Here is a 16,375-nt window from a genome sequence, read left to right as displayed (position 1 = left end):
GGCCCCGGCTGAACCAGTCAGCGAAGGAGTTCCCCTGTGAGACGTGGAGTGGGACTGACCCTGCTGGCCGCCGCGCTCAGCGTGGTGGTCAGTAGTTGTGGCAGCGGGGTGATCGACAAGAGCACGGACGGCGTGCCCCCGGCCGAGGCGACCGGGACGCTGCGGGTGCTGCTCCCGTCCTTTCCGCCCAGTGCGAAGGGCAAGGCGGAGTTCCAGAAGGTCGTCGACGACTTCCACAAGGCCTATCCGAAGATGAAGGTCGAGCCGGACTTCGCGACCTACAAGAACCTCAACGAGAAGATGTCCACCTCGATCGCGGCCGGCATCCCGTACGACGTGATGGTGACCGGCGTCGGCTGGGTGCAGCCGTTCGCGTCGAAGAACATCTTCGAGGACCTCGGCAAGTACGGCGTGACGCCCGACTACATCAAGGAGAAGAGCACCCCGGCGCTGATCCCGGCGGTGACGTACGACAAGAAGCTGTACGCGTACCCGCTGATCGCGGACGCCCGGGCGGTCGCGCTGCGCAAGAGCGCGTTCCGCGAGGCCGGCCTGGATCCGGACAAGCCGCCGGCTTCGCTGGACGAGCTCAAGGTGGCGGCCGAGAAGCTCACCAAGCGGGACAAGGACGGCAACATCACCCGCAGCGGGTTCGATCTCGCGTCCGCGACCGGTTTCCGGCAGTCGTTCACGACCTTCCTGGCCTCGACCGGTACGCCGCTGTACGTCAACGGCGAGCCGAACTTCGACAACCAGAAGGGCCTCGACACGCTGCTGTGGATCAAGTCGATGATCAACAACGTGCAGCCGTACGGCCAGGCGAACGCGGCCCAGCAACCACTCGTGCTCACTGGTGAGGCCGCGATGGGGATCGTCAACGGCGGTGTGGACTGCTCCGCGGACGGCATCGGCCAGAAGAACTGTGACGACCTGAGGTTCTTCCGCTTCAACAGCGGCAAGGAGATCGAGTACGTCGGTGGTGACCTGGCGTCGATCGGGTCCCGGAGCCGGCACAAGGACGCGGCCTGGTCGTTCATCCAGACGCTGACCAAGCCGGCGACGCTGGACGCGCTGGCCAAGCTGAACAAGAAGATCCCGGCCTACAAGGACGCGAGCAACTCGCCGCAGGCGAAGTCCAACCCGCTCAGCCAGTTCGTCGCCGACGGCCTGGTCCACGCGGTCAACGAGAACGAAGTGCCGTCGAACTGGCTCGAGATGCGCGGCAACTTCGACATCCAGCTCACCCAGGCGGTCCTCGGACAGAAGGATCCCGCCAAGGTGCTGCACAACCTGGCAGGACAGTCCCGATGAGTACAACTCTTGAACGTCCCGCACTCGCCACGCCGCGCAAGGTGAGCCCGTCGAAGGACAGTCGCACGCTGCTCCGCAGCCAGGCCCGTGCGGGCTGGGCCCTGCTCGCGCCCGCGCTGCTGCACTCCGGCGTCTTCATCGTGATCCCGGTGATCGCGGTGCTGGTGCTCAGCCTCACCGACTACAGCTTCGGTGACACCTGGGCCTGGGTCGGTTTCGGCAACTACGCCGACCTGTTCCGCGACGTCGACTTCCTGGCCTCGCTGTGGCACACGGTGCTGTACGCGATCGTCGTGATCCCGGTCTCGATGGCGATCTCGCTGGCGGTCGCGATCGGCCTGAACCAGAAGATCCGCGGCCTCGGCTTCTTCCGGACGGCGTTCTACATCCCGACCGTGACCGCGACCGTCGCGGTGGCCACGATCTGGCTGTGGATCTACAACCCGGGCTCGGGCCTGGCGAACGGGTTCCTCAGCCTGTTCGGTTTCGCGCCGAACCGCTGGCTGGCGGACCCGGCCACGGCGCTGCCGTCGCTGATGGTGGTCGGCATCTGGCAGGGCCTCGGGACCAAGATCATCATCTACCTGGCCGCGCTCCAGGGCGTGTCCCGGGACCTGGTCGAGTCGGCCGAGCTGGACGGCGCGGGCCGCTGGCAACGGTTCGTGAACGTCACCTGGCCGGCCATCGGCCCGGTCCAGTTCTTCGTCCTGATCACGTCGATCGTCGGTACCTTCCAGGTGTTCGACCTGGTGTACGTGATGACGCAGGGCGGGCCCGGTTCGGAGACCCGGGTGCTGGTGATGGACATCTACCAGAACGCTTTCCAGGACCTGAAACTCGGCTACGCGTCCGCCGAGACCGTGATCATGATGATCGTGATCGCGCTCTTCATCGGCGTCGGGCGCCTGCTCCAGAAGGCGGATGCCAATGACTAGCGTTTCGTTGCCGGCCGTGCGCTCGGCGAAGCCGTCGGCGCTCCGGCCCGGCCGGATCCTGCTGTACGTCGTCCTGACGGTCGGCGCGATCCTGATGATCACGCCGTTCGTGTGGATGCTGCTGACCGCGTTCAAGAGCAACCTGGAGATCGCGAAGTTCGGCTGGTTACCGGGCGAGCTGCGCTGGCGGAACTTCGTCGACGCGATGCAGACCGCGCCGTTCCTGCGGTATTTCCGCAACAGCCTGTTCATCGCGGTCGGCGAGACGGCGTTCACGCTGGCGGTCTGTACGACGGCCGGGTACGCGCTGGCGAAGCTGCCGCTGCGGGGCGGCAAGGCGCTGCTGAACTACTTCATCGTGCTGCTGCTGGTGCCGTTCCAGATCATCCTGGTGCCGCTGTTCCTGATCGTGAAGTCGATCCCGTTGTTCGGCGGCAACAACATCATCGGCCAGGGCGGGATCGGCTGGCTGAACTCGTGGTGGGGCCTGATCATCCCGCTCGGCGCGGCGCCGCTGTTCACGTTCCTGGCGCGGCAGTTCTACGTGTCGCTGCCGGACCAGCTGGCGCAGGCCGCCCGGGTGGACGGGTTGGGTGAGTTCGGCATCTTCTGGCGGATCATGACGCCGCTGATCAAGCCGGCCCTGATCACGATCGCGGTGTTCCAGATCGAGGCCGCCTGGAACGGGTTCCTCTGGCCGTTGATGATCACCACGTCCGACGAGCTGCGGCCGCTGCAGCTCGGGCTGGCGATCTTCTCCCAGAACCCGGCGGAGATCCAGTGGCCGTACCTGATGGCCGGTACGGCGCTCGCGACGCTGCCGATGATCGTGCTGTTCGTGTTCGCCCAGAAGCGGTTCGTCGAAGGAATGGCGAACGTGGGCATCAAGGGCTGAATCCTCGATCAGGTGCTCACCCCGCCCCGGGTGAGCACCTGCGAGGCCCCCTCCACATGCGGTGATCCCGAAGAAGCACCGGAGCTTCCCACTCGGTCCCCCCGCCGGGTCGCTCACCCGTTTATCGGCGGAGTGTGGCCCTCGTTACAACAATCATGAGGTTTTTTCGCCGATTCGCGCGACGATTTCCTTTCGCATGCGTCCGGCGACGGTCCGTGAACGAATCAGTGCACGTGGCTGTGGACGACGTACCTGATCATCGGCTCGAGATCGGTCGTGCCGAGCAGCTCCAGGGCGTTCGTCGCGCGGAGCGTGGCGAGGCCGTGGAGGTTCGTCCACAGGGCGGTGGCGCGGAGTTCGGCGTCGGTCGGGCGCAGCTGCGCGACCAGCTCGACGAAGGTCCGGAACAGCGGCAGCGAGGTCGCTCGGAGGTTGCTGCCGGCCCCGGCCAGCAGGTCGTGCCGGAAGATCAGGTCGAACATGCCGGGCCGCTCGGCGGCGAACTCCAGGTACTTGCGCGCGGCGACCACCAGTTGTTCCTCGGGCGGTCCGTCGCCGTCGGGCTCGAGCCGGGCGGCCAGATCCTGCAGGCCGGTCGCGGCGATGGCGGCCAGCAGCGCGTTGTGGGTCGGGAAGTACCGGCGGGGTGCCCCGTGCGAGACCCCCGTCCGGCGCGCGATCGCGCGCAGCGTGAGCTCGGAGAGGCCGTCCTCCTCGAGGAGTTCGACCCCGGCCTGGACGAGCCGATCGGGCAAGGACACGTACGGTAGTATCGCCGACGTGACTGCCGGGTCGGCTTCGAGCCATTACCGAGTTGGGTCCCCGGCTGCGTTCTGAGCGCCGCGCGGGCCCCGCCCCGCTTCTCTGATGTCTGCGACAACCCCCTTTCACGACACCAGAGAGAAGCTCATCCTGAACGATTTCACCGCACAACTCATCGCGGAGTTCAAGGCCAACGACGGCTTGGTCGGCGGCCCTTTCGAGAACTCCCGGTTGTTGCTCCTGACAACCACCGGCGCGCGCACCGGCCAATCGCGCACCGCGATCCTCGGGTACTACCCGGACGGCGACCGCGTCCTGGTCGTCGGCTCGGCCGGCGGCAGTCCGAAGCATCCGGACTGGTACCACAACCTGCTGGCCAACCCCGAGGTCCACATCGACCTGGGGCTGTTCGCCTATCCGGCCACGGCGGTCGTACTGCGGGACGCGGAGCGCGACGAGGTGTTCGCGCGACTCGTCGAGGCGGACGCCGGCTGGGGCGAGTACCAGCAGCGCACGACCAGGACCATCCCGGTCGTCGCGCTGGTCCAGCAGCCGGGGCCGCCGCCGCACGCCGGAGGCTCGTTCGCCGAGGCGTTGAAGACCATCCACGCGGCGTTCCGGCGCGAGCTGGCTCTGATCCGGCATGAGGTCGCAACCTCGGGCACGCTGGGCGCGCAGCTGCGCATCAACTGCCTGACCGTCTGCCACGGCCTGCACTACCACCACACCGGCGAGTCGACGATGCTGTTCCCGTCGCTGGTGGAGCAGCACCCGGAGTTGGCCGACGTGATCGCCGTACTCCAGGCGGAGCACGACCAGATCGCCGTACTGCTCGACGAGCTGAAGCGTCTGGTCGGTGCTCCGGATGTGCTGGCCCAGGTGGACGAGCTGATCGCTCAGCTCAACGCGCACCTGGACCGCGAGGAGGCGGAGCTCCTGCCGTACCTATAGCGGTCGTTGGGCCAGCAGCGCGTAGGAGTTGGGGAGCCGGCCGGACCACGCAGCGGCCGTTGTGTCGTCCTGCGGCCGCCAGAAGGGTTCGGCGTACTCCTCGAGGACCTGGAGCTGTAGACCGGCTTTGCTGATCGCAGTGACGATCTGGCCGAGTGTCCACTGCCACTCCTGGGCCCCGTTGCCCGGGAACGTGTCGTTGATGTGCGACTCGGCGAAGTAGCTCCGGTCGGGTCGGATCCGCGGCTCGTCCTGGTCCCAGGTCCACAGTGGTACGGCTGGGTGCGCCTCGTACACGAAGAGGTGGCCACCCGGCCGTACCACCCGGGCCGCGTCCCGTGCCCACGCGTCGATGTCGCGCATCCAGATCAGCGCGCCCTTGCCGGTGTACACGAGATCGGCCGACGCGTCCTTGAGCGGTACGCCGGGCACCTCGGCCACGACGTACCGGCAGTTCACGCCCAGGTCATGGGCTCGCCGCTGCGCAGCGCCGGCGGCCACAGAGCTGTAGTCGACACTGACGACGCGTTCGGCGCCCGCCTTCACCAGCGCCACGTCGTCGAGCCCGTGGCCACTCTGGAAGTGCACCACCACAGGGCTGTGCGCCAGCACCGGCGCCAGCAACTCTCGCTCCCGCGCGAACAGTTGCTCGTCCCCTCGGGCCTCCTCCAGCAACTCGTCGTACTCGTGGACGTGCTTCTGAGAAGCCCGCTCCCACACCACCCGATTGCCCGCGACGACCTCGTCCATGCCCTAAGTCAGCCCGACCCGAGCTCTTCGAGCAACCGCATATCGTGCAGGTCCACCGGCCTGAGCTCGTAGCCCTGGTGCGACCGGAGCTGCGCACTGAGCGGCATACAGCGCACCGGGCGCCCGCCGATCCGCCCTTCGACGGCCCGTGGGATGAGGTACGTGTTCCCGTCGAAGTCGAGCTGCTCGGTGCCGCCGTCGACCGGCGTACTCGGATGCAGGTCCACCCGATGCCCTTCAGCTGCATGCGTCAGCTGCACGGTGACCTGCACGAAGCGGGCGTCGGTCACGGCGTACCCCAGACCTTCCAGCACCTCGACGGCCTGATCCAGCTGCGGCCTGGCCACTCCTAGGTCGAGGTCCCCGTGCGGCCGGGTCTGTCGCCCGACCAGCGCGTCGACGCCCCAGCCGCCGTCCACCCAGACGTCCAGTGGGTCCAGTGCGTCGAGGAGCCTCAGTACCCGTTCCGGTGTCATTGCGCGATCTCCAGTCCTACTCGTTGTGGAGGACCTCGGCGATCGTGGTGCGGGCGGCGGCGCGGGCCGGGAAGTAGGCGCCGGCCGCGGAGATCACGATGCCGGCGAGGACCAGCAGGGCGAGCAGTCCCGCAGGGTATACCTCGAGCATGAAGTCCGGCAGCTCGATTTGGGCGCCGTTCGCCATGGCAGGAACGACCAGGCGGTGCGCGAGGACACCCAGTGGGATGCCGAGCAGACCACCGACGGCGCCCAGTGCGGTCATCGACGTCACGACCATCACCGTCACCTGCGCGGGCGTCATACCGATCGACTTGAGCATGCCCAGGTCGCGACGGCGTTCGCGGGTGTTGAGGACGACCGTGTTGAACACACCAAGCGCCGCAACGGTTCCCAGCATCAGCGTGAGCAGTACTACCGTCGCCAGAACGACGGCCACGAACGTGCCTGGGTCCTGACCTTCTCCCTCCGCCAGACCTGAGTCTTTCGCCAGCACCGCTTGGACGACGGCGTCCAGGTCGGTCCCCGGCTTCACGTTGACCTCGTACACGTTGGCCCGGAGTTCAGGTGCGATCAACGCGAGCGTCGCCCAGTTGGACAGCACCTCGTCGCCGGAGTTGTACATCGCCTTGCCGACGATCTGCGCCCGGACACTCTTGCCCTTCGACTGCAGGGTGATCGTGTCGCCGACAGCCAGCCCACGCTGGCGCAGGAACCGCTCCGACACGACGACTTGTCCCGGACCGTCGAACCAGCGGCCGGCCAGGATCCTGAAGCCGAGCTGATCGAAGTCCCCGCGGTAGAACGAGACCCGTACGTCGGCCTGCGCGCCCGGCAGCCGCATACCCAGGTCCGTGCTGGCCGCCACGGATGTCACACCGGGCGCCGCCCGCAGTACGGCCTCGTCCTCGGCGTCAGTCAGCTTGGCGCCAGGGGGTGCACCCGGTGGCGGCTCGCCCTCGGTGCTGTTCGGGCCGGCGATCATTGTCAGGTCAACAGCTCCCGCTCGACTCGCAGCGGTTTGGTAGGTCGTCAGTGACTTCCCCAGCCCCACAGCCAGCGTCACGCTGGTCACCCCGAGCACCACAGCCGCCAGTGTCAGCGCCGTACGTCCAGGACGAGCGAAGGGCAGCCCCAGCCCGAGACTGACGGCTCGCGGCAGCCGGGTCCCACTCAGCGACCGCTGCACCCGCAGCGCTCGTCCAGCCCGTGGCGCGCTGCCCGCACTGATGGCCTGAGCTGCCGACAGGCTGCGTGCTCGCAGGGCCGGCAACAAGGCCGACAATGCAACCAGAGCAGGTACGCCGAGGAGCGTGGCCACGTCGACCCAGATCGGTACGCCCAGGCCACCGGCGCCGTAGTTCTCGAAAGCCCTTGTCAGCAGGGACGTTGCGAGGACGTTGCCGAGGACGACACCGCCGGCGCAACCGACGACGGCCGGGATGGAGATCATCCCCAGGTACACCGTCATGACCTGCGTCGGCGTGAAGCCCAGTGACTTCAACACGCCGATGTGCTTGAACCCTGCGACCACTGCACCGCTGACCACGTTGGCCACGATCAGTACGGCGACAGCGAGCCCCAGCCAGCCGAACACCATCAAGAAGGGTACGAACGTGTTGGGCTCGCCCGCTGCCATCGCCCGCAACGCCAGGTACGACTGCGTGCCGATGAGAGCATCGGCGGGCAGACCTGCCGTCACGCCCTGCTGCCCCGCCGTGACGTCGGCGTTGGTCGCAGCGTGTGCGAAGCGGTAGAGCATCTGCGTCGCAGTTGGGTGCAGTGAGTTCATCTGTTCGGGTGTGACCCACGCTTCGGCCGACTGACTCACGCTGTACGCGAACCCGACAATGGTCAGCGTCTGGCCGCCCGCGGTCACAGTGCCGTTCAGTTGCGGGGCCCCGCGGCCCTCTTTGTTGATCGGGTTTCGGTTGAGCACGATCTCGCCCGGCTTGGTTGCCCAGCGCCCCTGCCACACGTTGAGCCGGTCTACCGGACCACCTGGGTCAGCGCGACCCACTGTCGCCAGGGAATCCATCATCTGGGAGCGGTCGAGTTCAAGCGTTGCCTGTGCGAACGGCCCGGCGACAGCGGCCGCACTCCGCGCCGCCTCGGTCAGTCGCGCGTCGGTCACCTTGCTGCGGTCGTACGACGCTGTGAGCTGCGCCCCGCTCTGCTTCGAGTACGCGCGGTCGAACGGCCCGCTCGACGCGGCCAGGAGGCCCAGTGCGACCACGATCATCGTTGTGGAGAGCAGCACGACCACGGCGATCACCAGGGTCTGCACGCGCCGCCGTCGTACCGCTGCTCGGGCGACCGGCCAGACGGCGCTCACGGCGTACGCTCCAGGCTGCGTTCTCCGGCGATCTGTCCGTCGACGAAGTCGATGACCCGGCTGGCGCAGCGTGTTGCGAGCTGCTGGTCGTGTGTCACCAGCAGGAGCGTCTGACCGATCTGGTTGAGGTCCAGGAGCAGGTCCATCACCTGCTCACCCGCCTTGGTGTCGAGAGCGCCTGTCGGCTCGTCGGCGAGCAGTATGGCCGGGCGGTTCATGAGTGCGCGGGCGACTGCTACTCGTTGGCGCTCACCACCACTCAGCTGCGCGGGGTAGGTGTTGCGGCGGCCGGCGATGCCCAGCTCCTCGAACAGCTCGAGCGCACGCTTCCGGGCGTGCGCGGCCGACGTACCGGTGAGCTGTGCGGCCAGCGCGACGTTGTCGAGGGCGGACAGGTCGTCCAGCAGGTTGAAGAACTGGAAGATCATCCCGATCCGCCGGCGCCGGAACAGCGCCAGCCCTTTCTCGTCCAGCGTGCCCAGGTCGTCGCCGTGCACCACGACGGATCCCGATGTCGGCCGGTCCAGCCCGGCGACCATGCTGAGCAGTGTCGACTTGCCGCTGCCGGACGGTCCCATCACCGCGACCGCCTCACCGGCGTGGATCTCCAGCGACACCCCGTCGAGCGCGGCGGATTCGCCGTACTCCTTGCGTACGGCCGTGAGCTGTACGACCGCCTGTCCGTTGTCCTCCGTCATGCTCCTCACGCTAGAGCCGCCGAACGGTCGCTGACGTCAGCCTGCCGGGCTAAAGTGCGGGCCTTGTCATCCTGGAGATGTACGGCCTGCTGGGCATTCTTTGGGACAGTGGATCTCGTGATGTGGTTGCTGGTGGCGCTGCTGGCTGTGGTGGCTGGTGTGCTCGCGTTCTTCTGCTTACGCGCTCGGCGTGCTCACACCCGTGCGTTGGAGGAGCGTGGGTGGTTGCTGGAGCGGGAACGGGAGACCGCGGCGCGGAAGGCGGTCGACGCCGAGCGGGCGCGGATAGCCCACGACCTGCACGACATCGTCAGCCACAACGTCAGCGTCATGGTCATCCAGACCGGCGCCGCTCGGCAGGTGCTGGCGACCTCACCGGACGAGGCGGAGGCCGCTCTGCTCGCGGTTGAAGCCGCGGGCCGCGACACCATGGCCGAGCTGCGGCATCTGCTCGGCGTACTCGCACCGAAGGCGGACGGGGTCGAGGAGGACGCCCTGTCGCCGCAGCCGAGCCTGACCCGTCTGAGCGAGCTGATCGACCGCATCGCATTTGCCGGCCTGCCCGTCGAGGTGCGGATCTCCGGCGACCCGGTCCCGCTGCCGGCCGGCGTCGACGTCACGGCGTACCGCATCATCCAGGAGGCGCTCACCAACGCGCTCAAGCACGGCGAAGGGCACACGGCCGAGGTGACCGTCCGCTACGCGCCTCACGCGCTCCGGGTCGAGATCCTCAACACCGGTCCGAGCGTCCTCACCGGGGGCCGCCCGGTCGCGTCCGATGGCGAAGGGCGCGGGCTCCTGGGGCTCAAGCAACGCGTCGCCGTGTACGGCGGCCAACTCGACGCCCGCCGACGCCTCGGCGGCGGATTCCGCGTCCGCGCCAAGCTCCCGCTGGAGCGCCCGTGACGCGGGTGGTGATCGCGGACGACCAGGCCCTGGTCCGGACCGGCTTCCGGATGATCCTCTCCGCCCGCGGCATCGAGGTCGTCGGCGAGGCCGCGAACGGTGTCGAAGCCGTGGACGCCGTCCGCCGCCTGCACCCCGACGTCGTCCTGATGGACATCCGCATGCCGACCATGGACGGCCTGGAGGCCACCCGCCGCATCCTCTCCACCCCGACCACCTGCCGGATCCTGATCCTCACGACCTTCGACCTGGACCAGTACGTCTACGCAGCCCTCGCCGCCGGCGCCAGCGGCTTCCTGCTCAAGGACGTGACCCCCGAACACCTGGCATCCGCCGTCCGCCTGGTCACCACCGGCGACGCCCTCCTCGCCCCCTCCATCACTCGTCGCCTGGTAGAACGCTTCGCCACCCCCGCCCCTACCCTTCACCGCGACCTGTCGACCCTCACGCCCCGCGAACTGGAAGTCCTCACCCTGATGGGCCAAGGCCTCTCCAACGCCGAAATAGCCACCGCCCTCACCCTCAGCGAAGCCACCGTCAAAACCCACGCCGCCCGAATCTTCGCCAAACTAACCCTCAGAGACCGCTCCCAAGCCGTAGTCCTCGCCTACGAAACCGGCCTGATAACCCCAGGCGACCACTGACCCGACGTAAGCTCGGCCATGAGGGAAAGCCAACTGCTGACCTGGGCCGCCGCAGCGATCGGCTCTGTGCTCGAGGTCCATCCACTCCACGACGACCAGGGCCCGTGGCGCGTCACCGCCGCCGGCGCCCAGTACGTCCTGCGCGCACCGACGCCACGCATCGAGGCGCCCATGATCGCGACGGCCGCCGCCGCTCTACAGGTAGCCGCCCAACACCACCTACCCGCCCCACGACTCATCGCTGCGGATCTATCCGGCTCCGAAGCTGGAGTCCCGGCCACCGTCGAGACCCTCGTACCCGGCACGTCCACCTGGTCAGCCGGAACCCCCGAAAGCCTCCGCGCCGCCGGAGCCGCCCTGGCTCAACTCCACAGCCTGGAACTGGACCCGCAGGAGCACCTCCCGTTCCGCCCACGACCGATAGCCGTAGACGACTTCGCCCTCGACCGGCGCACAGGCCGTATGCCGACCACACCGCTGCTCTCCCAGGCCGACACCCTGATCACGGCCCACGGCCGACCCGTCGCGACCACCGTCTTCCTCCACGGAGACGTGTGGCCCGGCAATCTCGTCTGGACCGACAACCGCGTCGGAGCCTTCATCGACTGGAAGACAGCCGGCGTAGGCGCCCCCGGAGTAGACCTCTCCGAACTCCGCAAACAAGCAGCCATCAGCTTCGGCCCCGAAGCCCCCACCCACGTCCTGACCGGCTGGCAACAAGCAGCCGACACCCCAGCCCACCATGTCGCCTACTGGGACGCAGTAGCCGCCCTGAACACCCCCACTACCCTCTACAACCCCACAGCCACCACCCGCCGCAACAACTTCCTACGCCAGGCCCTCCAACAACTCCCCTGACAAACACCAGGGAGGCCCTCATGTCGCGCGCTGACGGGGGCAGAGATTCGCTCGTCAGTGCTGTTGGGACCAGATTCGTTCGAAGTGCCGCATGAGCGCCGGATAGACGATCGCATAGCGGAACGGCTTGATGAACGCCATGTACGCCTTGCCGAAGGTGCCGCGCGGCTTGACGTAGACGGTCATCTGCGCGCGGTAGCAGCCGTTTCCCTGATCCGCCCAGGCCAGGTGCATCACGCCGTACATGGTCCGGTTGGAGATTTCATCGGCGAGTTCGGTGTGGGTGCGGTACAGGGGACGGAACGGCTTGTCGGTGAAATGCGTTGCCGGGGACTTGTCGCGGAGGTCCTCGGGGACCCGCGCGAGCAGCGACGGTTCGCCGGTGCCGGGAACGGGTGGCCAGGCGCCGGCGGCGTCCGCGGACGTCGAAATGCGTCCGAGTCCGAATGCGCGTCCGAGCAGGTCGCGAATGCCCCACAGCAAGCGCACCGGCAGCGGCCCGGACGCCGGAAAGTCGAGGGATTGCTGCCTCTCGACGACAGCTGGAAAGTCGTCCGCGCCGCCCTCGACCGGGAGGGCCCAGACGTCCTCGACCTCGAAGTCGGGCACGATGTCGTCGATGATCCAGTCCTGAGTCTTCAGCACGTCGTCGGGGAGTCTCATCGGTCCTGCGTTCCTTTCGCGCAGAGGGCGCGGATGGGGCGGATCAGCGGCCGGTAGAACGGCCGGATCAGCCATCCCGGGATGTGGCCGTGGCGCTCTTCGTTTCGGACCCGAGCCCGCGGATGGGCCTCGATCAGCCGGCCGATGATGCCTCGATCGAGGCGATCTGCCGGGAGCGTGGAACACACTTCGATCCCGCACAGGTGCTTGATGCTCATGTAGCCGTACTGTGCCGGGCTGACCAGCCGGATCGGCGCGCCGTGATCGCCGCCGAGCGGGTGCCCGTTCACACGGTCCGCGAGCAGGACGTCGGCGGCCAGCGCGTCCTGTGACTCGACCACGGAGCTGATCCCGTCCAGACCCACGAACGCCAGGTGGCTGACGGAGACCTCGGCGTCGAGCGCCGGCTCGACGAAGGTGCGAAAGAAGTCGGCGAACCGCACCCCCTCCCACCGCAGGTCGGTCGCCGTCCAGCCGGAGACGCAGTGGAAGTCGGCGACGATCTCGTGCCGCGGCAGTGTGGCGAGCTCCGGCAGCCGCACCTCCGACGGCTTGCGCACGACGCCGCTGATCGCGATCTGCGGATCGTCCGGCACCGCGGGCGGCGGCCGATGCAGGTGGGTGCCGAAGCGCGGGAACCCCTCGACCCGGCGTTGTCCGGGCGGAAGTGGCGACATGACGACCTCCTTCACAGACCGACGGTCGGTCACCGACCGACAGTCAGTCTTTATGCTGATCGGGTGACTGTCAAGAAGCTGCGGGAACGGCAGGCGGAGGCAACCCGGGAGCTGCTGGTCGGGATCGCGCGCGAGCGGTTCGTCGAGCAGGGCTACGCGGCGACCGCGATGGACGACATCGTCCAGCGCGCGGGTCTCGCGAAGGGCGCTCTTTACCACCACTTCAGCGGTAAGGACGCGCTGTTCAAGGCGGTCTACGACGTGGTGCTGGAGGAGACCGCGGGGGCGGTGATGGCCGCGGCCCTGGCCGAGGAGGATCCGTGGGCGGCGGTTCGAGCTGGCCTGTCCGCGTTCCTCGATGCCTGCCTGCTCCCGGCGTTCCGGCGGATCGTGATCATCGACAGCGTGACCGTGCTGGCCGCCCGCGCGTGGGACAGCGGCACGGAAGGCGTCGAGCTACCGATGCTGCGGACCGTGCTGACGCCGCTGGTCGACAGCGACGTCTTGCCTGGCGTCGGACTCGACGTACTGGCGCACGTCGCACTTGGCGGTCTCTACGGCTCAGCCCTCTACATCGCCCGTGCCGCAGATCCCGAGGCCGCCCGCGCCGAGGCCGACGTGGTGCTGGACGTCATCCTGCGCGGCGTACGGGCGGCAAACACCACAGGCGACCCTCATCCGAACTCGTGACACGGTTTCCATGTTCTCGGAATAGTGTTCAGGCGTGTCCTCTGCGCCTCCCAGCTAGTCGGTGTCGCTGTGAACCAGTTCTTCGATCACGTCCTTGGAGTGGGTCAGCGGCAGCCTGCCGCCCTCGAGTTCGATCCGCGAGTTGGTCTCGGGATGGATCAGCTCGAGCACCCTGACGTTCACTCGCTGGTGGACCTTCACCTCCAGCCCTGCCCTCGAGACCTTGAAGACCATCGCGCCGGGTTCCTTGCTGCGCGACCGGCCCTCGAAGCCGTACACCCCGTCGGCGGTCACTCCGACCAGCATGAACTCGGGCATCCCGTGGGCGGCCGCGTTCGCGCGCATGCCACCGATCCCGCCCGCGACGTTACCGACGGCCTTGCCTACCGAGCCACCGACTTCGCCCAAGCTGCCGCCCACCAAACCGCCGGCGAAGAGCGAGCCGGTCTGGCCGCGGGGGTTGAACTGGCCTGCGGCGATCACCTCATCGGTGATCCCGTCGCGAGTCAGAGCCTCCTGAACCACGCGCTCCAACGTTTCCTCGGACATCGCTCCTCCTCCTGGTGCTCGAGGTCTCGTGCGGTCCCAGGCTCGCAGGTATGGCTGCGGACTGACAGGACACCGAAACGAGAAGAATGCCGATCGCGGCTGCGACCGGCCTTCTTCACAGCTCATCCCTGTAGAGCCCGAAACCACCCTCTGACCTGCGGTTTCCTTACTCCGGGGGCTCGCCGGTGGGCGTGATGATGTTGTAGTAGGTGACGTAGATGCGGGTCATGTCACCGGGGTGACGGCCCGGGTCGACGCTGAACTCGGCGAAACCGCACGGATGCTCGGCGTCGCGGACGCCGATCCAGATCGCCGTCCCCTGCTCCTTGACCGAGCTGAACTTACCGACGTGCTCCACCTGGCGGAGGATACGAGATTCGAACTCGTGAGGGTCGCCCCACACGCTTTCCAGTTCCCCCGCGAGGTTGTTCGCCTGCTACTCATCCTCGTTCGCCAGGTTGGTGGGGACACGCATGCGGCATTGATTCGGTTCAGGCGGCCGGCAGTGAGCTTTGTCGCACCTTCCGGCTGGGCCCAAACCGGCAAATCGACGTGCTACCCGATGCGGGCCGTGCACAAGCGTCGGCCGCAGATCCGGAAGGACAAGCACCATGTCTCACAGCACAAGACGCCGCGTGGCCCGCGGCATCGGCGCCGCCCTCGTCGCGACCGCCGCTTCCGCCACCCTTGCCGTCGGCTCGGCGGGAGCGAGCACCCAGGTGACACCGCTGGCGGGAATCACCGTGCCGGGCACCCCGGCCGCAGCACCCGCCGTCCTCGTCGCGAGCCTGGAGGGCCGCAACGAGGTCGCCGGCGGCGATCCGGACGGGCAGGCGCTGGAACTCATCGGCATCCAGGGCAACACGCTCAGCTACTCGGTGTCTTGGCGCGGCATCAGCACCCCGACCGAGGCAGCCATCCACGCCGCCGGCACAGGAGCGGACGGCCCCGTCGTCGTGCCTCTGTTCACCACGCCGCGCCCAAGGGGTAGCTTCGCCTCCGGCAGCGTCACCGTCACCGACCCGACCGTGCTTGACGCGTTGCGCTCCGACCCGAGCGGCTTCTACACCGACCTGCGCAACAATGACTTCCCGAACGGCGCCGTACGTGCCCAGTTGCACCTGCTCAGTCACGCGGTCAGCACGACCGGAGTGGCCGCACTGCAGGAGTCGGTGGTGTTCGGCAGCCAGATCTATGCCTGCACCATGCAACTCGACGGCTCGTTCGCCTTCACGCAGAACAACGTCGAGGCGCGCCTCACCGGTGGCATCCACCACACCTTCGTCCAGCCGACCGCCGGCCCGCCGCAGTGGCAGGCCGCCGACGGCAGCGCTGTCACCGGCAAGGTCGTCACCAGGAACGCCAACGGCGCGGGCAACATCGCCGAACTGGACCTCGACGCCACCCAGATCGGTGACTCCTCCGGACTGCTGTCGAACGCCGTCGAGGTGCTGCGCCTCAACACGGTCGGCGGCGTCGCCCCGACCGGCCACTGCGACCCGCAGGCCACGCCGATCGTCAACGTTCCCTACGAGGCTGACTACGTGTTCATCAACGGCTAGCCAGTTCGATCTGAAGGCCCAACCGAGACGGAACGACTCCGAGGCGGCTCCCAGACCAGGGAGCCGCCCCGGCTTGTGCCGGGGGAGTCCTCAGGGCCAGGTCTGCCCACCCTCGTGTTCCAGCCGCTCTTCGGTCGAGTGCTGAAACACGAGAAGCGACTAATTGAGCGGCAGCGCGCAACAATCACCGAGGCTGCGTCGCAGCCTTCGTGCGCGAGCGTTGTTCTCCGTTCAGGGAGCGCGTTCGTTATGACGCCGGCGTGATGAAGACGACGACGGTCCCGAATGCGTGGAAGGTCCCCTCTGGCGACGTATCGGTGAAGTCGAAGGTGCAGTTGACGAGGTCCCCGTGGAGGTTGGCCTTGGACCTCACGAAGTGCTGGGTCTCCGTCGGCCCTCCTGGCGGGGTGAACGTAAAGGTCGCATCCAAGGACTGCACGACATAGACCGCGGTACCCCCCACGAGATGACCAGGCGTGAAGTCCCCATTGCCGTTGACTGCAACTTCGACCGTCTGTCCGTTGTCACACCTCAGCGGGATGATGTCTCCTTTCGGGTCGGCTGCCGCAGTGGTGGCGATGGCTGTCATCGCGATGATCGCTGTGCCGAATACTGCGCAGATGCGCTTGAACATGGCTTACTCCCCCTCCCGACAGGTGCCGCTGGTGATTTCGGAGCCCCCCTCCGACCAGACCGGCCTTCTACCGTCCTAC

General features: G+C 67.6%; 19 protein-coding genes. 9 read left to right on the top strand and 10 right to left on the bottom strand.

The genetic code is table 11. The features are described 5' to 3' along the window. The first annotated feature begins 36 nt into the window (after positions 1-36). Genes ABZW60_RS08905 through ABZW60_RS08895 form a run of 3 tightly spaced genes read left to right on the top strand, consistent with a single transcriptional unit; the run spans position 37 to position 3,141 of the window. On the top strand, positions 37-1,311 hold the full coding sequence (locus tag ABZW60_RS08905) for an extracellular solute-binding protein (protein WP_355475172.1): 1,275 nt from the start codon (positions 37-39) through the stop codon (positions 1,309-1,311). Then, positions 1,308-2,246: a sugar ABC transporter permease gene (locus tag ABZW60_RS08900; protein WP_355475171.1), complete on the top strand. Its 939-nt coding sequence runs from the start codon at positions 1,308-1,310 to the stop codon at positions 2,244-2,246. The genes ABZW60_RS08905 and ABZW60_RS08900 overlap by 4 nt, the downstream gene beginning before the upstream one ends. Next, the gene (locus ABZW60_RS08895; protein ID WP_355475170.1) at positions 2,239-3,141 is read left to right on the top strand and encodes a carbohydrate ABC transporter permease; all 903 of its coding nucleotides are present in this window, start codon (positions 2,239-2,241) and stop codon (positions 3,139-3,141) included. Before ABZW60_RS08900 ends, ABZW60_RS08895 begins: the two co-directional genes overlap by 8 nt. Before the next feature lie 224 nt (positions 3,142-3,365). Here the strand turns inward: ABZW60_RS08895 and ABZW60_RS08890 are convergent, their stop codons facing one another. After that, positions 3,366-3,902: a TetR/AcrR family transcriptional regulator gene (locus ABZW60_RS08890; protein ID WP_355475169.1), complete on the bottom strand. Its 537-nt coding sequence runs from the start codon at positions 3,900-3,902 to the stop codon at positions 3,366-3,368. A 106-nt stretch (positions 3,903-4,008) separates the two neighbouring features. Between ABZW60_RS08890 and ABZW60_RS08885 the strand changes: the two genes are divergently transcribed. Next, positions 4,009-4,854, top strand: coding sequence for a nitroreductase/quinone reductase family protein (locus ABZW60_RS08885; RefSeq protein WP_355475168.1), 846 nt, complete (start codon positions 4,009-4,011; stop codon positions 4,852-4,854). Here ABZW60_RS08885 and ABZW60_RS08880 read toward each other — a convergent pair. Genes ABZW60_RS08880 through ABZW60_RS08865 form a run of 4 tightly spaced genes read right to left on the bottom strand, consistent with a single transcriptional unit; the run spans position 4,849 to position 9,113 of the window. Further along, positions 4,849-5,604 (bottom strand): class I SAM-dependent methyltransferase, encoded by a 756-nt coding sequence (locus ABZW60_RS08880; protein ID WP_355475167.1) that lies wholly within the window; start codon positions 5,602-5,604, stop codon positions 4,849-4,851. The genes ABZW60_RS08885 and ABZW60_RS08880 overlap by 6 nt on opposite strands. 8 nt (positions 5,605-5,612) lie before the next feature. Further along, a complete protein-coding gene (locus tag ABZW60_RS08875; RefSeq protein WP_355475166.1) occupies positions 5,613-6,080 on the bottom strand; it encodes a nucleotidyltransferase family protein in 468 nt (155 codons plus the stop codon). 16 nt (positions 6,081-6,096) lie between these two features. Then, complete coding sequence (locus tag ABZW60_RS08870) at positions 6,097-8,415, bottom strand: FtsX-like permease family protein (protein ID WP_355475165.1); 2,319 nt, start codon at positions 8,413-8,415, stop codon at positions 6,097-6,099. Next, entirely contained in the window at positions 8,412-9,113 is a 702-nt protein-coding gene (locus ABZW60_RS08865; RefSeq protein WP_355475164.1) for an ABC transporter ATP-binding protein, read from the bottom strand. The genes ABZW60_RS08870 and ABZW60_RS08865 overlap by 4 nt, the downstream gene beginning before the upstream one ends. A gap of 108 nt (positions 9,114-9,221) precedes the next feature. Between ABZW60_RS08865 and ABZW60_RS08860 the strand changes: the two genes are divergently transcribed. Genes ABZW60_RS08860 through ABZW60_RS08850 form a run of 3 tightly spaced genes read left to right on the top strand, consistent with a single transcriptional unit; the run spans position 9,222 to position 11,521 of the window. Further along, positions 9,222-10,019: a histidine kinase gene (locus ABZW60_RS08860; protein ID WP_355475163.1), complete on the top strand. Its 798-nt coding sequence runs from the start codon at positions 9,222-9,224 to the stop codon at positions 10,017-10,019. Beyond that, complete coding sequence (locus ABZW60_RS08855; RefSeq protein WP_355475162.1) at positions 10,016-10,663, top strand: response regulator transcription factor; 648 nt, start codon at positions 10,016-10,018, stop codon at positions 10,661-10,663. Before ABZW60_RS08860 ends, ABZW60_RS08855 begins: the two co-directional genes overlap by 4 nt. 18 nt (positions 10,664-10,681) lie before the next feature. Beyond that, positions 10,682-11,521, top strand: coding sequence for an aminoglycoside phosphotransferase family protein (locus tag ABZW60_RS08850; protein WP_355475161.1), 840 nt, complete (start codon positions 10,682-10,684; stop codon positions 11,519-11,521). Positions 11,522-11,575: 54 nt separating this feature from the next. On the opposite strand, the gene ABZW60_RS08845 is transcribed toward ABZW60_RS08850, so the two are convergent. Together ABZW60_RS08845 and ABZW60_RS08840 are read right to left on the bottom strand one after the other, a co-directional pair. Further along, positions 11,576-12,184: a DUF2867 domain-containing protein gene (locus ABZW60_RS08845; RefSeq protein WP_355475160.1), complete on the bottom strand. Its 609-nt coding sequence runs from the start codon at positions 12,182-12,184 to the stop codon at positions 11,576-11,578. Beyond that, a complete protein-coding gene (locus ABZW60_RS08840; protein ID WP_355475159.1) occupies positions 12,181-12,861 on the bottom strand; it encodes a molybdopterin-dependent oxidoreductase in 681 nt (226 codons plus the stop codon). Before ABZW60_RS08840 ends, ABZW60_RS08845 begins: the two co-directional genes overlap by 4 nt. A gap of 63 nt (positions 12,862-12,924) precedes the next feature. On the opposite strand from ABZW60_RS08840, the gene ABZW60_RS08835 reads away from it, so the two are divergent. After that, a complete protein-coding gene (locus ABZW60_RS08835) occupies positions 12,925-13,551 on the top strand; it encodes a TetR/AcrR family transcriptional regulator (protein WP_355475158.1) in 627 nt (208 codons plus the stop codon). 54 nt (positions 13,552-13,605) lie between these two features. On the opposite strand, the gene ABZW60_RS08830 is transcribed toward ABZW60_RS08835, so the two are convergent. Further along, positions 13,606-14,100 carry a hypothetical protein gene (locus ABZW60_RS08830; RefSeq protein ID WP_355475157.1) on the bottom strand — a complete coding sequence of 165 codons (495 nt, stop codon included), beginning with the start codon at positions 14,098-14,100 and terminating at the stop codon, positions 13,606-13,608. Positions 14,101-14,266: 166 nt separating this feature from the next. Then, positions 14,267-14,458, bottom strand: a complete 192-nt coding sequence (locus tag ABZW60_RS08825) for a hypothetical protein (RefSeq protein ID WP_355475156.1) — start codon at positions 14,456-14,458, stop codon at positions 14,267-14,269. A 253-nt stretch (positions 14,459-14,711) separates the two neighbouring features. On the opposite strand from ABZW60_RS08825, the gene ABZW60_RS08820 reads away from it, so the two are divergent. After that, positions 14,712-15,662: a CHRD domain-containing protein gene (locus ABZW60_RS08820; protein ID WP_355475155.1), complete on the top strand. Its 951-nt coding sequence runs from the start codon at positions 14,712-14,714 to the stop codon at positions 15,660-15,662. Between the two features lie 247 nt (positions 15,663-15,909). Here the strand turns inward: ABZW60_RS08820 and ABZW60_RS08815 are convergent, their stop codons facing one another. Then, positions 15,910-16,296: a hypothetical protein gene (locus ABZW60_RS08815; RefSeq protein WP_355475154.1), complete on the bottom strand. Its 387-nt coding sequence runs from the start codon at positions 16,294-16,296 to the stop codon at positions 15,910-15,912. Positions 16,297-16,375: the final 79 nt, after the last annotated feature.

It is taken from the genome of Kribbella sp. NPDC003557, from assembly GCF_040610805.1.
Classification (GTDB): domain Bacteria; phylum Actinomycetota; class Actinomycetes; order Propionibacteriales; family Kribbellaceae; genus Kribbella.
The sequence above is the reverse complement of the archived record's forward strand: the minus strand, read 5'-3'. Positions and strand labels throughout refer to the sequence as shown.